Here is a 14,576-nt window from a genome sequence, read left to right as displayed (position 1 = left end):
GCGGTCCGGTCGACGAGCGGTCGGCAGTGATCGGCCGTCCGGGGCGGTGGCGGTCGGGGACGCGCGGAGCGGCTCGGGGCCGGTCGGCCGGTGTCGGGCCCCTTCGCTCGCCGGGCCGGGCGGGCAGGCCGTACGGTCGGGCCATGGTCACTTCCGACGACGTGCGCAGGATCGCCCTCTCCCTGCCCGAGGCGGTCGAGAAACCCGCCTGGGGGATGCCCACCTTCCGGGCCGGACCGGGCGGCCGGATGTTCGCCTCGCTCTCCGACGACGACCAGGTGCTGGGCGTCAAGTGCCCCAAGGAGGAGCGGGCGGAGCTGATCGCGGCCGAACCCGGCACGTTCTTCCTCCGCGAAGGGCACGACGACCGATACGCGTGGATCAGGGTCCGGCTCGCCGCCCTCGACGACGAGGAGGAGCTCCGCGCGATCCTCGCCGACTCCTGGCGGCAGGCGGCCACGCGGGCGCTCCTCGACCGGCATCCCGGGGTGGGGCGGCCCCCGGAGGGCGGCTGACCTCCCGGTCACCCCAGGAACGCGTCGATCCGCGCCCGCAGCGCCGCCGGGTCGAGCCCCTGGCCGGCCAAGTGCTCCTCGACCGTCCCGTACCGGCGCAGCTCACGGCGTCCGATGCCGAGGCCCAGGACCCGGTGGGGAACGGCGGCGAGGGCGTCGTTCGCGGCCGCCGTCGAGGTCCCCGCGAGATAGGGCTCGACCAGGACCACGTCGGGCCGGGCCGCCGCGACCGCCCGGCGCAGGGTCTCGCCGTCGAAGGGGCGCACCGTCGTCGCGTACAGCACCCCCACGTCGAGCCCCTCCGTCGCCGCGAGCACGTTGTCCAGCATCGGCCCGACCGCGAGGACCACGCCCCGCGCCCCCTCGCGCAGCATGCTGAAGCCACTCCGCGCCCGGGGCCGGGCCGTGGCGTTCGCGTGGACGGACAGCCGCACGTACACCGAGCCCTCGGCCGCCACCGCCTCCCGGACCAGGGCCTCGGCCTCGTCGGGGTGGCCCGGCACGTGGACCGTCCAGCCGTCGAGGGTGTCCATCAGCGCCACGTCGCCGGGCGACATGTGGGTGAAGCCGCCGGCCGGCCAGTCGTACGAGCCGCCCGCGCTGACCAGCACCCCGTGCACGCCCTGGTGCCCGAAGTCCAGCTTCAGCTGCTCGAAGGGGCGCTCGACCAGGAAGCTCGCGAAGGTGTGCATGAGGGGACGCAGCCCGGTCAGGGCGATCCCGCCGCCGGCCCCGATGAGCAGCTGCTCCCGGATCCCGACGTTGATCACCCGGTCCGGGTGCCGGTCCAGGGCCTGCTGGAAGCCGTCCTTGCTGATCTCGGCGAGCACGACCGCGAGCCGGGGGTCCTCGTCCAGCAGCCGGCCGGTGGTCGCGATGAAACGGTCACGCATGGTGTCCATGGAAAGGGTCTCCTCGGGAGGTGGGCGCTCAGGCGCTCTTCGGCTCGACGCGGGCGACGACGGCGCGCGGCCGTCCGGGGTGCGGGGCGGTGAAGGCCGCGTACAGGGCTTCGTGATCGCGTCCGTCCACGGTCGCGGCCGACCAGCCGGCCGCCTCGAAGCGGGAGGCGATGCCGCCGGGCCAGCCGTGGGTGGCGGAGCCGTTGTCGATCACCAGGGTGTGCAGCGGCTCCAGACCGGCGGGCCCGGCATAGCCGATGGCCTCGTGGTTGCTGCCCTCGTCCAGCTCGGCGTCCCCGATCAGCACCCACACCCGGGGCCCGGGCAGCCCCTGCGCCCGCAGCCCGAGGGCGGTGCCCACCGCGAGCGGCAGCCCGTGCCCGAGCGAGCCGCTGCCGATCTCGGCGCCCGGCACGAGCGTGCGGTCCGGGTGGTGCCCGAGCGGGGAGTCGTACGCCCCGAAGCCGGGCAGCAGCTCCTCGCCGAGGAAGCCCTTGGCGGCCAGCACGGCGTAGTACGCCATGGGCCCGTGCCCCTTCGACAGCAGGAAGCGGTCCCGCTCCGGGTCGGCCACGCGCTCGGGCGAGACGCGGAGCACCCGGTCGTAGAGGACCCAGAGCGCGTCCAGGGTGGAGGTGGCGGCGGTGGAGTGCTTCTCGTCCCCGGTCATCAGCGCCATCAGCCGGTGCAGCTCCCGGACGGCCTCGTCCGGCGTCGGCGTCGGCGTGTGCGTCGTGTTCGTCATGCTCTACACCGTGCTACCTCAAGCGCGCTTGAGGTCAAGCGTCGAACTGGTTCGTGGGCACCGGGGGAAGTGCGGTATGGTTCTCATGCGCGTTCGGCCGGGGAAACCCCAGGTCAGACGGGCACCGGGACGTGGCGCAGCTTGGTAGCGCACTTGACTGGGGGTCAAGGGGTCGCAGGTTCAAATCCTGTCGTCCCGACTCGAGAGAGTCGTAGCCGAAGGGCCGTTTCAGAGCGATCTGAGACGGCCCTTCGGCCGTTTCGGCGCCTCGTGGCGCTGTGTAGCGACTCGTGGCATTCCGTGGTGTTCCGGGGGGGCAGCGGGGCGGCGGCCAGGTCTCGTCGTCCGTCGTGAGGGCAGTGCTCAAGACGTCGCACCTCAGCCGGGGCCGGTCGCTCTCGTCCGACGGCATGTCACACGGCGGCGTTCCGCGTCGCGCGGACGCCGGCCGCCACCCCCGGCACCGCGACCGCGAGCGCCGCCGGCGCCCCGTACGGCCCGGACGGCCCGGACGGATCGGACGGATCGGCGAACCGGCCCTCGAACAGGGCGCGTTCGGCCTCGGCGACATGGGTGACCGGTTGGCCCGGCTCAGCGCGTGAAGCCGGCCGGGTGCGGTGTCCGGGTCAGCCCTCCTGACGGTCGCCCAGCACCACCGGCGCGAGGCCCGCGCTCAGGAGCCGGGCCGGGGCGCCGGAGCCGTCGGCCGGGACGGTGTACAGGTCAGCGCCGTAGTCGCCGGGGAGCGAGTACGCCACGGTGCTCGTGTCCAGCCAGACCGCCTGGTCGTCCACGCTGCGGCGGTCGGCCAGCGGGGTCTCCCGCAGACTCGCCAGATCGAGGGCGTACAGCCGCCAGGGCGCGTCGGCGGGGGCGCCGGGGACCCGCTTCTTGTAGACGATCCGGGTCTCGTCGGGGGAGAGCGAGGGGCACTCGACGTTCTGGTGGAGCGTGGTGACCGTGCGCGCGGCGAGGTCGCCCCGGACGAGGTGGGTCTTCCCGCCGGTCGCCATGGTGGCGTAGAAGTGCCGGTCGTCGCGGGAGAAGGTGACGCCCCAGAAGTTGGTGTCGGCGGCGCGGTACGGCCTGCCGTCCTTGATCACCGCGAACTCCTCCAGGGAGGCCGTGAGCCGCCGCGTGCGGGTGTCCAGGACGGCGGTACGGGTGGAGAAGTCGGTGCCCGCGTACGAGTCGCCGCCGACGAACACCGTCCACGCCACGAAGCGGCCCGAGGGGGAGACCCGGGCCCGGGTGGGGATGCCCGGCAGCGGGTAGCGGGCCGTCTCCTTCAGAGCGGCGTCCAGGACCACCGCCCGGTAGGAGTCCTCCACGGTGCCGTGCTCGGCCTGGAGGCAGATCCCGGTGCCCGCGGCGGAGTGGAAGCGCAGGCACTTCACCCCGGACGCGGTGCGCGGGCCGCCCGGCGCGGCGGCGGGCACGGTGACCAGCTCGTCGCGGTGCGGTCCCCAGGCCAGGTTGCGGAAGACGAGCCGCCGCGCCGTGCCGGGCGCCAGCGAGACCGGTCCGGCGGCCACCGCCGGGCCGCCCGCCTGGGCCCGGTCCTTCTCGGCGGCCCGGTCCGAGGCGTGCAGCAGCGAGGCCGCGGCCACGCCGCCGAGCACGGCGAGCGCGGTGAGCAGCACGAGCAGTTTGACGCGCAGGGTCATGCGGGCCTGTCCTTCGGGGAGTTCGGGTCGGCCGGGTCGCTGGGGTCGATCTGGCCGCTCGGCCCGAGCGCTTCGGTCGGGCCGCCGGAGGCCCGGGGCGCGGTGGCGCGGGCGGGCCGGGGGAGGAGGGCGAACGCGGCCGCGGCGCACAGGGCGAGCGCGCCCGTCGCCGTGCCGAGCGCGGTGCGGTCGCCCCAGGCGCTCCACGCGGCGCCGAACGCGATCGAGCACCCGAAGCGGGCGAGTGCCTGGCCGGTCTGCACCAGCGCGAGCCCCGAGGAGCGCAGCGCGGCGGGGACGCAGCCGGCCGCCGCGGCCATCAGGACCCCGTCGGTCGCCGCGTAGAAACCGCCGTGCAGGACGAGGACCAGGTAGGGGAGCGCGGTGCCGTGCCAGCCGCTGAGCAGGGCGGCGTACGCGAGGAGCAGGGCGAGGTGGCCGCCGAGGAAGACCCGGTGGCCGCCGATCCGGTCGGCGAGCCGTCCGAGCGGCACGGCCAGCAGCAGGAAGGCGGCGGCGGTGCCCAGCGGCAGCAGCGCGAACCACTGGTCCGGGACGCCGAGGCGGCGCTGGAGCAGCAGGTAGACGAAGGAGTCGCTGACCGTGGCCAGGCCCAGCAGGAGGGCGCAGAGGGCGAGCCGGCGGACCTCGTGGATCCGCAGCAGGGCGAGCGCGGCGCGCAGGGAGGCGCGGGGGGCTCCGGCCGGGGCGGCGCCGGCGGGCCGCCGGGGGCGGGAGGGCACGAAGAGGACGAGCACCAGCACGCCCGCCGCGGCCACGCAGAAACTCACGGTGAACACCGCGTCGTAGCCGTCCACGGCCTGACGCAGGATCAGGAAGGCGACGAGCGGGCCGATCAGGGCGCCCGCGGTGTCCATCGCCCGGTGCACGCCGAAGGCGCGGCCCCGGGACTCCGGCGCCGAGGCCAGCGAGATCAGCGCGTCGCGCGGCGCGGTCCGCAGTCCCTTGCCGGTGCGGTCGGCGGCCAGCACGGCGCCGATCAGCGGGAGCGAACCCGCCACCAGGAGCAGGGGCTTGCACAGCGCCGACAGGCCGTAGCCGAGGACGGCCACGGTCTTGTGGCGTCCGCCTCGGTCGGCGAGGTGGCCGCCGACGAGCCGGACCAGCGCGCTGAAGCCGTTGTAGACGCCGTCGAGCAGGCCGAAGCCGAGCGGCGAGAGGCCGAGTCCGGCGACCAGGTAGAGCGGGAGGACGGCCGTGACCATCTCCGAGGACACGTCCGTGACGAGGCTGACCGTGCCGAGGGCCAGCACGGTCGGGGCGACGGCGGCCCGCCGCCCGGGGCGGGTGCCCCGGGCGGCGGGCGCGGGCGTCGCGGGGGTGCTGCGACTGTCCGCTACGTACACGTCACGAGGTCCAGATGCCCGTGATCGGGGCCGCGCCCGCAGCCTGCCCGGCGTGCGAGGTGCCGTACATGTCCTCGATCGTGCGGAGCAGGTTGTAGTGGTTGTACGTGGTCGCGGAGGTCGATCCCGGGGTGACCTGCTGGCCGTAGAGCACGGTCGGGATCTTGTTGCCGGCGAGCCGGTTGTCCTCGTCGAAGGTGACGACGAGCAGGCTGTTGTGGGTCTTCGCCCAGGTCGCGTAGGCGCCGAGGTTGTTCTTCAGCCAGGTGTCGCCGGTGCCGACCGAGCAGTCGTGCATGTCGCTGCACAGGTTCGGGACGACGAACGACACCTGGGGCAGCTTGGTGTAGTCGGCCGGGAACTGCGCGAACGTGTAGGCGGAGGAGGTCGGCACGTTCGAGAAGCCGAACCACGGGTTGTGCTTGCGGGCGTACTTGCCGCTGCTGCAGGTGGTCGAACCCTGGCTGGGAAGCGTCTCGTTGTAGCTGGCCCAGGTCTTGCCGGCGGCGATCAGCTCGGAGGCCAGGTTCGGCGCCGACGAGAAGCCGGGGGTGTAGCAGCTGTCGTCGGTGATGCCCTGGGTGGAGCCGGAGAACAGCGCGAAGTAGTTCGGCTGGCTCGGGTGCGTCTCGCCGAACGACTGGGTCAGATTGGCCCCGCCGGTCTTCAGCGAGTTGATGTACGGGGCGCTGGAACTCCCGATGACCTGGCTGTAGGCGTGGTTCTCGAAGACCACGACCACCACGTGGTCCGGGGTCGGCACGGTGGCCGCCGCCTGGGCCGAGGACGTCCCGCCGAAGCCGGCCCACAGGCCGAGCGAGGCGGCGGCGAGGCCGAGGGCGGACAGAAGGGCGGTGCGGCGTTGTCTGGGCGCGCCGGACACGGCTACCTCCGGTTGAGGGGTTGGCTGGGGGGCGGTGCACCCGAAGGGTAGGTGTGTCCATGCCAACCCGGAAGGTGCCGCATGTGAAGACCCGGGAAACGTCTCATGGCGCGTACACGCATTCGCCGGGGCCCGGGCCGGCCGGCCGCCGGGGCGGGCCCGCGCGGACCGGGAGGGACCCTTTCTTCGGCCTCTCGCGCAACTTCGGTGCGCGGGACGGCCGTTCGGGTGGGTGAAAGCTCCTTGTGCGCCCCTTGGCCGGATCTGACCCATGGCTCCGTACTGTGCTTCCGGCATTTTCCGGACGCCGTATCGCCTCGATCACCCGGCCTCCTCGGCGAGTGGCCGGAAAACCTAGGTTCACCCGGATAAACCCCGCGCGATACAAGATCACCGCTTCGAGGTAATGCCTCCGGTCTGACCGGGTGAGCGGGCCTTCCAGGCCGTTACTGTTCCCCGGGATCTGGGGCGATTCCCAGAGATTTCGACCACTGTCTTCCTCTTCCGGCGATCGGCACGGAAACGTGCCGATCGCCGCCTTCGCGAAGGAGAGCTCGCCCGATGACCGTTGACACCGGCGCGGAAGCCCAGTTGGAGCAGCCGAACCGGCCGCAGTCCAGCCTGAGCACCGCGGCTGCCCGCAATCTCGCCACCACGACCAAGTCCGCCCCCCAGATGCAGGAGATCACCTCCCGCTGGCTGCTGCGGATGCTCCCCTGGGTGGAGACCAAGGGCGGCGCCTACCGGGTGAACCGCCGACTGAGCTACACCGTCGGTGACGGGCGCATCGAGTTCGTCCAGGACGGCGCCACCGTCCGGGTCATCCCCCGGGAGCTCGGCGAACTGGCCCTGCTGCGCGGCTTCGACGACGTGGACGTGCTGACCGTGCTGGCCGGCCGCTGCGAGCAGCGCGAGTTCCGCGCCGGAGAGGTGCTGGTCGAGCGGGGCACCCCCGCCGACAGGATCCACCTGATCGCCCACGGCCGGATCGGCCAGACCTCGGCCGGCAAGTACGGCGACGAGATCGCCGTCGCGGTCCTCGCGGACGGCGAGCAGTTCGGTGAGAACGCCCTCCTGGACGCCGACGCCAGGTGGGACTACACCGCGACCGCCGAGACCGCGGGCACCCTGCTCACGCTCTCCCGCGCCGACTTCGCCGCCGTCCTCGCCTCCGCGCCGAGCCTGGACGCCCACATCCGGGAGTTCAGCTCCCTGCCGCTGCAGCGCCAGAACAAGCACGGCGAGGCCGAGATCGCCATGTCGGCGGGCCACGTCGGCGAGTACGACCTGCCCGGCGCCTTCGTCGACTACGAGCTGAACCCGCGGGAGTACGAGCTCTCCGTGGCCCAGACCGTCCTCAAGGTCCACACCCGGGTCGCCGACCTCTACAACGGCCCGATGAACCAGACCGAGGAGCAGCTCCGGCTGACCATCGAGGCCCTGCGCGAGCGCCAGGAGCACGAGCTGGTCAACAACCGCGAGTTCGGCCTGCTCCACAACGCCGCCTTCAAGCAGCGCATCCAGACCCACTCCGGCCCGCCCACCCCGGACGACATGGACGAGCTGCTCTCCCGCCGCCGGGGCACCAAGCTCTTCCTCGCCCACCCGCGCACGATCGCCGCGATCGGGCGGGAGTTCAACGCCCGCGGGCTCTACCCGGACCACGTGGACCTCGGCGGACAGTCCGTCCCGGCCTGGCGCGGGGTGCCGATCCTGCCCTGCAACAAGATCCCGATCAGCCCGGACAACACCAGCTCGATCATCGCCATGCGCACCGGCGAGGAGAACCAGGGCGTCATCGGCCTGCGCCAGACCGGCCTCCCGGAGGAGTACGAGCCCGGCCTGTCCGTGCGCTTCATGGGCATCAGCGAGCAGGCGATCATCTCGTACCTGGTCACCACCTACTACTCCGCCGCCGTCCTGGTGCCCGACGCGCTCGGCGTGCTGGAGAACGTGCAGATCGCCCGCCGCCGCGACTGAGCCGCGCGGCGCGAGCGCGTGACCGCGGGCGCGACCGGAGGATCCGCCCGGGGTCCGCGGCCCGGCCCGGACCTGCCCGGGCCGGGCGAGCCCGCCCGGGAGCCGGGGTCAGCCTCTTCACCTCAGCAAGGAGTCACGGATGCCCGACCCCGGGCCCTCCCCCCTCACCGACCAGCCCTCCGCCATCGAGCGGATCCTGCGCGGGCCCAGCGGTCTCGGCACGAGCACGCTGTCCCTGGCCCGCCGCCCGGAACCGGCCCCCGTGCCGGAACCGCTCCTCGCCCCGGACCCGGTCCCCGTGCCGGACCCGGCCGGGGACCCGGTGTCCGAACCGGCGCCGCCGGCGGACGCCCTGCACATCCCGGGCCTCTACTACCACCCGGTGGCGGAGCCCGACCCGGCCCGGGTGGCGGAGGTCAGCCGCCGGATCAAGGACTGGGCGGTCGACGAGGTCCAGCTGTTCCCCGACGACTGGGAGGGCGAGTTCGACGGCTTCTCCGTCGGGCGCTACATGGTGGCCTGCCACCCGGACGCCCCCACCATCGAGCACCTGATGGTGGCGACCCGCCTGATGGTCGCCGAGAACGCCGTCGACGACATCTACTGCGAGGACCACGGCGGTTCGCCCGTCGGCCTCGGCGGGCGGCTGCTCCTCGCGCACACCGCCCTCGACCCGCTGCACACCACGGACGAGTACGCCCCGGCCTGGGCCGACTCGCTCCACGCGGACGCGCCGCGGCGCTCCTACCGGTCCGCCATGGACTACTTCGTCCGGCAGGCCACCCCCTCCCAGGCCGACCGCTTCCGGCACGACATGGCCCGGCTGCACCTCGGCTACCTCGCCGAGGCGGCCTGGGCCGAGACGGACCACCTGCCCGAGGTGTGGGAGTACCTGGCGATGCGGCAGTTCAACAACTTCCGCCCCTGCCCCACCATCACGGACACCGTCGGCGGCTACGAACTGCCGGCGGACCTGCACGCCCAGCCGGCCATGCAACGGGTGCTCGCGCTCGCCGGGAACGCCAGCACCATCGTGAACGACCTGTACTCCTACACCAAGGAGCTGGACAGCCCGGGCAAGCACCTGAACCTGCCCGTGGTGCTCGCCGAACGCGAGGGCCTCGCGGAGAAGGACGCCTACCTCAAGGCGATCGGGGTCCACAACGACCTGATGCGCGCCTTCGAGGCGGAGAGCGCCGAACTGGCCGCCGCCTGCCCGGTGCCGACCCTGCTGCGCTTCCTGCGCGGGGTGGCCGTCTGGGTGGACGGCAACCACTACTGGCACCAGACCAACACCTATCGATACAGCCTGCCCGACTTCTGGTAATCAAGAGAATGGATTCATCTGTGACCAGCACCGAGTTCACCACCCTCAACGGCGCCGCTCCCACCGCGTTCGTCCCCGGCCCGGCCTCGCCGTACCAGGGGGACATCGCGCGGTACTGGGACGCGGAGGCCCGACCGGTGAACCTGAAGCTCGGCGACGTCGACGGGCTCTACCACCACCACTACGGCATCGGCGACATCGACCACGCCGCCCTGGGCGACACCGAGGACAGCGCGTACGAGAAGAAGCTGATCGCCGAGCTGCACCGGCTGGAGTCGGCGCAGGCCGACGTGCTGCTGCACCACCTGGGGGCCATCGGGCGCGACGACACCCTCGTCGACGCCGGCTGCGGGCGCGGCGGCTCCATGGTCATGGCCCACCAGCGCTTCGGCGCCACGGTGGAGGGCGTGACCCTCTCGGCGAAGCAGGCCGAGTTCGCCAACCGGCGCGCCGCCGAGCTGGGGATCGGCGACCACGTCCGGGCCCGGGTGTGCAACATGCTGAACACGCCCTTCGAGACCGGTCAGGCGGCCGGCTCCTGGAACAACGAGTCCAGCATGTACGTCGACCTGGACGACCTCTTCGCCGAGCACTCCCGGATCCTGAAGGTCGGCGGCCGGTACGTCACCATCACCGGCTGCTGGAACCCGCGCTACGGCCAGCCCTCGAAGTGGGTCTCCCAGATCAACGCGCACTTCGAGTGCAACATCCACTCGCGCCGCGAGTACCTGAAGACGATGGCGGACAACCGCCTGGTCCCGCAGGCGGTCATCGACCTGACCCCGGAGACCCTGCCGTACTGGGAGCTGCGCGCCACCTCGTCCCTGGTCACGGGCATCGAGGAGGCCTTCATCAACTCGTACCGGGACGGCTCGTTCCAGTACGTCCTGATCGCGGCCGACCGCGTCTGACCTCCCCGGCGGCCCGCCGGACCCGGCACGACGGTGCCGGGCCCGGCGGGCCGCCCCGCGCCTCAGCCCTCCGGATGCCCGGGCCCCGCCGGCTGGATGCCCGCGAGCAGGTTGAAGGCGCCGGTCAGCAGGTTGAGCGTCACCACCCCGACCACCTCCGCGATGATCCGGTCGCTCCACCCGTGCGCCCGCAGCTCCGCCACGTCCTCGTCGCCGAGGGCGCTCGGCTCGGCCAGCACCCGCAGCGCCACCGCGATCAGGGCCGCCTCGCGGGCGTCCGTGGAGGTGCCCTGGCGGGCCAGCTCGATGTCCGCCTCGGACAGTCCGGCGGCCCGCGCCGCCGCCACATGGGCCTCGCGGCAGGTGCCGCAGCCGATCCACTCCTGGACGGCGAGGGACAGCTTCTCGCTCAGCGCCCGGGGGATCTTCACCCGCTTCATGGCCCGGGACAGGCTCAGATAGCCCTCGATGAGCGCGGGCGAGTGGGCCATCGTGGACACCATCTCGCCGGCCGAGCCGTGCCGCTCGACGATGTCGGCGAGCAGTTCGCGCGCCTTGCCCGTGGCCTGCTCCGGTTCGAGCGCCGCGAGCCGCCGTGCCGGGCGGTCGGTCCGCGCCGTGCCTTCTGTTCGCACCGTGCCTCCTCCTCGGTACACCGCTCGGTATACCCGTGGGGGGTATAACGCGGAGGAGGTTCCGGAAGTTCCCGGCCCGGCCCGGGCGACGGCGGGAGGGTGACGACACGTCCTAGGATCGAGGGGTGATCAAAGGCGTGATGTTCGATTTCTCCGGCACCCTGCTGCGTGTCGAGTCCACCGCGCACTGGCTGGACGCCGTCCTCGCCGAGGCGGACGTCCGGCTCTCCGGCGACGAGTTCGCCCACGCCGTCGAGCGCCTGACCGCGTACGGGGCGCTGCCCGGCGGCCCGTCCCCGCTGCGGGTGCCGGACGGGCTGCGGAGCCTGTGGGACGAGCGGGACCTCGACGCCGAGCGGCACCGTGCCGCCTACTCGGGTCTGATCGAAGCGGCCGGGATCACCGACCCCGCGCTGGTCCGCGCCCTGTACGACCGGCACATGAGCCCGGCGGCCTGGCAGCCGTACCCCGACACGGCCCGGACGCTCGGCGAGCTGAGCCGAGGCGGCGTGCTCGTCGCCGTCGTCAGCAACATCGGCTGGGACCTGCGGCCGGTGTTCCGCGCGCACGGGCTCGACGAGTGGATCGACCTCTACGCGCTGTCCTACGAGGTCGGCGTCCAGAAGCCGGACCCGGCCATCTTCCGCTACGCCTGCGACGGCCTCGGGCTCGCCCCGGCCGAGACGCTGATGGTGGGTGACGACCGCACCGCCGACGGCGGCGCCCTCGCCCTCGGCGCCCGGGTCCACTTCGTCGACCACCTCCCCGTCGACCGGCGGCCCGAGGGGCTGCGCCCGGTCTTCGGTCTGCTCGGTGACCCCGGCCGCGCCTGAGGGGACTCGTGTTGACCGCGTGACGCTCCGCCCCTGAATGTGACGTCACGTCAGATATGCCGTGCGGGGCGGAGATCGGCACCCGGGTCCGGTGTGCGCGCGCCCCCGCGCGCCACCCCGTGCCCACCCCGCGCGCTCCCCCGAAGGGGCGGGGGAGAGGGCCGGAAACACCCGGCGGAGCGCAATCGCCCGATCGGTTCCTCTTCTCCACCGCACGGAGTAGAAGCCCTTGTCGCGCCCCGTGCCCACGTGCGTCCCTGTCTCCTGCCGCCGCCCGGAGCGCCTTCGCTCCGCGGGTCCGCCGCGGCGTGAAAGGACGCGTGCATGGGTGTCATCCAGGACCGGGCCCTCGCCCGGCTCACCGACCCGGAGGCACTCGGCGCGCTGCTCGGACCCCGGGCCCGTTTCCTCGTCGAACGCACCCACGACCTGGAGTACGAGCGGATCGACTCGGTGGCCGCCCTGCGGGTCCGCACGGCCACCGCGCAGTGGCCGCTCTTCCCGCCCGCCGCCCGCCGGGGCACCTGGAACCAGACCGTCCCCGGTATCACCCTCGCCGACTTCCGCTGGGAGGGCGAGCGGGCCGAGCCGGTCTGGATCGACGTCCTCGCCGCGCTGGAGATCGACGTCGTCGCCGAGACCGACCCCGGCGGCCTCGACTCCCTCGTGGTCCGGGCCGTCGACGCGTACGCCACCCTCGACGAGTTCCGCGCGCAGTTCCGCTTCCTCGACCTCGACGCCTTCATGCGCCGCCACGGCCTCGTCACCGTCGAGGACCTGCGCGAGTCCGGCGAGTACCTGCGCACCGAGGTGCGGCTGCGCCGGCCGCCCGTCTTCGACCCGGGCGATCCCGTCAACCGGCGCACCGTCGCGCTGGACGCCGCCGTGGTCGTCGGCGCGGGCGACGACGTCGCCGGGGCGGTGCGGGCGGCCCGGCTGGTCGCCGCCTCGGCCCGCGACCGCCCGCTGCCGCCCGGGACCTTCGGGACGCGCGTCGCGCCGTACGCCCTCGTGGCCGCGTTCCCCGCCCCCGTACCGTCCCCGTCGCCCGCCGGGCCGGGGCTCGGCCCCGCGCAGATCGAGCGGGTGCTGGCGGACGCGGGTGTGGCGGCGGTGTTCCTGGACTGACCGCCCGCCCGCCGCCGCTCCGCGGGCCCCTCCTCCCGCAGGCTCCTGGCCCGTACTCCCGCGGCCCCGCCGCCGGTTCCCCGAAGACCGTCCCCGTCCCGGAAGGAAGCAGGTCCCATGCCCGAGACCACCGACAGCCCCGTCCGCTACGTGCGCGTCAGGATCGAGGGCGTCCCCTTCGCCCCCGCCACCCGCGCCTACGGCAACGTCGCCGTCGTCGGCGTCGCCACCCCGCCGGCGTCCGTCCCGCCCGACTTCCTGCCGCCCAACACCCCCCGTCTCTACACCGACGTCAACGAGGCCCGCAGGACCGCCACGGGACCGCTCGGCGAGGCCATCGCGACCGCCCTCGTGCAGCAGCCCGGCCCCAGCGAGGTCTGGGGCGTCCGGATGTCCCAGTCGAACGCCTACGACGACGCGCTCGCCAAGGTGGGCACGCTCAACGTGCAGCTCGTCGTGGTCGCCGACACCGAACTCGCCCTCACCACCCCGGCCGGCGGCCCGGCCGCGCCCAGCCCCGGCATCCTCAAGCTCGCCCAGCACGTCTCCGGCCCCGCCGCCGACGGCATGGAGCGGATGGGCGTCGCCATGCTCGCCAAGGGCGCCAGCGACCCCACCGTGGTGACCGGGAACCTCGCCACCGAGCGCATGGTGTACGTGGCGCACAAGAGCGACGAGGACGTCGCCGCCGCCGTCGCCGGGGCCATCGCCGGCTATCCGCCGCACGTCTCGATGCTGCTCAAGCAGGTCAAGGTGAGCTCCGACCCGTTCACGGCGGAGGAGATCATCCGGCTGAACGGCTCCGAGGGTCCGGGCACCCGCGGCCCGGCCGGCAGGGGCGTCAACTGGCTGGTGGACCCGCCGCTCATCCCCGGCTCCGGCGTCTACCTCGGCGAGGGCTACACCGGCCTTCCCGCCGGCAAGAAGTACATCGACATCGTCCGCACCATCGACGACATCACCTTCCGCCTCAAGGCCCGCCTCATCGGCACCATCGGCAACCTCCGCATCAGCCGCTCCGGCTTGCGCGGGCTCGTCGCCGAGATGGAGACCGTGCTCGAACCCCTGCGCAGGTCCGAGGTGATCGAGGACTACGAGATCGTCGTCCCCATCCTCGCCCTGCTCGACAAGCCGCAGCGCACCACCGCCGAGGACGACCTCGTGCGGGCCGCGCAGACCGAACGCGCCGCCGAGGCCATGGTGCGGGTCGACTACGCGGGGGCCGTCCACCGCATCGACGTCTCGCTCATGTTCGACTGACCAGCCTTCCGACCAAGGAGCCGTCCCCATGTCCGACTGGAACACCCGGCTGGAAGTCAAACTCGCCGGCCGGACGATCTCGCCGATCACCAACTTCTCCCCGTCGTTCAACGTCCCGCACACGGTGATCCACAGCCTGGAGGCGGACGGCGTCGGCTTCGTGCGCCAGCCCTTCACCTTCACCTTCACGATGACCATCCCCGCGATCGCCTCAGCCGTCGCCGATCTCACCGAACTCGCCGTCAACGGGACGGAGTTCGCCATCGCGGTGGCCGAGAAGCGGGGCGACGACTGGGCGTTCTCCGCGCTCAAGTTCAGCCGCTGCGTGGTCAGCGCCGCCCAGCCCAGCACCGTCACCGTCGACGGCGTCCCGCAGGCCACCTTCACCTGCATGGCCCTCAACGTCGGCGTGGAGGGCTGAGG

13 protein-coding genes, 1 tRNA gene and 1 pseudogene are annotated in these 14,576 nt (G+C 73.2%); 9 read left to right on the top strand and 6 right to left on the bottom strand.

The window, feature by feature from the left end:
* Nucleotides 1-143: 143 nt before the first annotated feature.
* Nucleotides 144-515, top strand: a complete 372-nt coding sequence (locus ACZ6J5_RS11220; protein ID WP_469390087.1) for an MmcQ/YjbR family DNA-binding protein — start codon at nt 144-146, stop codon at nt 513-515.
* A gap of 8 nt (nt 516-523) precedes the next feature.
* On the opposite strand, the gene ACZ6J5_RS11215 is transcribed toward ACZ6J5_RS11220, so the two are convergent.
* Together ACZ6J5_RS11215 and ACZ6J5_RS11210 are read right to left on the bottom strand one after the other, a co-directional pair.
* Entirely contained in the window at nt 524-1,417 is an 894-nt protein-coding gene (locus ACZ6J5_RS11215) for a transketolase family protein (RefSeq protein ID WP_469390085.1), read from the bottom strand.
* 28 nt (nt 1,418-1,445) lie between these two features.
* Nucleotides 1,446-2,162, bottom strand: coding sequence for a transketolase (locus tag ACZ6J5_RS11210; protein ID WP_469390084.1), 717 nt, complete (start codon nt 2,160-2,162; stop codon nt 1,446-1,448).
* A 125-nt stretch (nt 2,163-2,287) separates the two neighbouring features.
* Between ACZ6J5_RS11210 and ACZ6J5_RS11205 the strand changes: the two genes are divergently transcribed.
* Nucleotides 2,288-2,361: transfer RNA gene (locus ACZ6J5_RS11205), tRNA-Pro, on the top strand.
* Between the two features lie 427 nt (nt 2,362-2,788).
* Here the strand turns inward: ACZ6J5_RS11205 and ACZ6J5_RS11200 are convergent.
* Genes ACZ6J5_RS11200 through ACZ6J5_RS11190 form a run of 3 tightly spaced genes read right to left on the bottom strand, consistent with a single transcriptional unit; the run spans nt 2,789 to nt 6,079 of the window.
* A complete protein-coding gene (locus tag ACZ6J5_RS11200; protein ID WP_469390082.1) occupies nt 2,789-3,829 on the bottom strand; it encodes a TolB-like translocation protein in 1,041 nt (346 codons plus the stop codon).
* Nucleotides 3,826-5,196, bottom strand: coding sequence for an MFS transporter (locus ACZ6J5_RS11195; protein ID WP_469390080.1), 1,371 nt, complete (start codon nt 5,194-5,196; stop codon nt 3,826-3,828). The genes ACZ6J5_RS11200 and ACZ6J5_RS11195 overlap by 4 nt, the downstream gene beginning before the upstream one ends.
* A 1-nt stretch (nt 5,197) precedes the next feature.
* On the bottom strand, nt 5,198-6,079 hold the full coding sequence (locus tag ACZ6J5_RS11190; RefSeq protein WP_469390078.1) for an alkaline phosphatase family protein: 882 nt from the start codon (nt 6,077-6,079) through the stop codon (nt 5,198-5,200).
* Between the two features lie 561 nt (nt 6,080-6,640).
* On the opposite strand from ACZ6J5_RS11190, the gene ACZ6J5_RS11185 reads away from it, so the two are divergent.
* From ACZ6J5_RS11185 to ACZ6J5_RS11175, 3 genes and pseudogenes are all read left to right on the top strand, one after another.
* Nucleotides 6,641-8,059: a family 2B encapsulin nanocompartment shell protein gene (locus tag ACZ6J5_RS11185; protein ID WP_469390076.1), complete on the top strand. Its 1,419-nt coding sequence runs from the start codon at nt 6,641-6,643 to the stop codon at nt 8,057-8,059.
* Between the two features lie 34 nt (nt 8,060-8,093).
* Nucleotides 8,094-9,386 (top strand): annotated as a pseudogene (locus ACZ6J5_RS11180) (family 2 encapsulin nanocompartment cargo protein terpene cyclase); the annotation flags it as partial.
* 20 nt (nt 9,387-9,406) lie between these two features.
* Nucleotides 9,407-10,297 carry a geranyl diphosphate 2-C-methyltransferase gene (locus ACZ6J5_RS11175; protein ID WP_469390074.1) on the top strand — a complete coding sequence of 297 codons (891 nt, stop codon included), beginning with the start codon at nt 9,407-9,409 and terminating at the stop codon, nt 10,295-10,297.
* Nucleotides 10,298-10,359: 62 nt separating this feature from the next.
* Here the strand turns inward: ACZ6J5_RS11175 and ACZ6J5_RS11170 are convergent, their stop codons facing one another.
* Nucleotides 10,360-10,932: a carboxymuconolactone decarboxylase family protein gene (locus ACZ6J5_RS11170; protein WP_469390072.1), complete on the bottom strand. Its 573-nt coding sequence runs from the start codon at nt 10,930-10,932 to the stop codon at nt 10,360-10,362.
* Nucleotides 10,933-11,060: 128 nt separating this feature from the next.
* Here ACZ6J5_RS11170 and ACZ6J5_RS11165 point away from each other — a divergent pair, with 128 nt between their 5' ends.
* The 4 genes from ACZ6J5_RS11165 (at nt 11,061) to ACZ6J5_RS11150 (ending at nt 14,574) form a co-directional block, all read left to right on the top strand.
* Complete coding sequence (locus ACZ6J5_RS11165; RefSeq protein ID WP_469390517.1) at nt 11,061-11,765, top strand: HAD family hydrolase; 705 nt, start codon at nt 11,061-11,063, stop codon at nt 11,763-11,765.
* Nucleotides 11,766-12,089: 324 nt separating this feature from the next.
* Complete coding sequence (locus ACZ6J5_RS11160; RefSeq protein ID WP_469390070.1) at nt 12,090-12,893, top strand: hypothetical protein; 804 nt, start codon at nt 12,090-12,092, stop codon at nt 12,891-12,893.
* Nucleotides 12,894-13,010: 117 nt separating this feature from the next.
* Nucleotides 13,011-14,153 carry a hypothetical protein gene (locus ACZ6J5_RS11155; RefSeq protein WP_469390068.1) on the top strand — a complete coding sequence of 381 codons (1,143 nt, stop codon included), beginning with the start codon at nt 13,011-13,013 and terminating at the stop codon, nt 14,151-14,153.
* A 28-nt stretch (nt 14,154-14,181) separates the two neighbouring features.
* On the top strand, nt 14,182-14,574 hold the full coding sequence (locus ACZ6J5_RS11150; RefSeq protein ID WP_469390067.1) for a hypothetical protein: 393 nt from the start codon (nt 14,182-14,184) through the stop codon (nt 14,572-14,574).
* Nucleotides 14,575-14,576: the final 2 nt, after the last annotated feature.

This window comes from Streptomyces sp. NPDC042100, from assembly GCF_055582325.1.
Note: the sequence above shows the minus strand (reverse complement) of the source record. Positions and strands in the feature narration are given on the sequence as shown.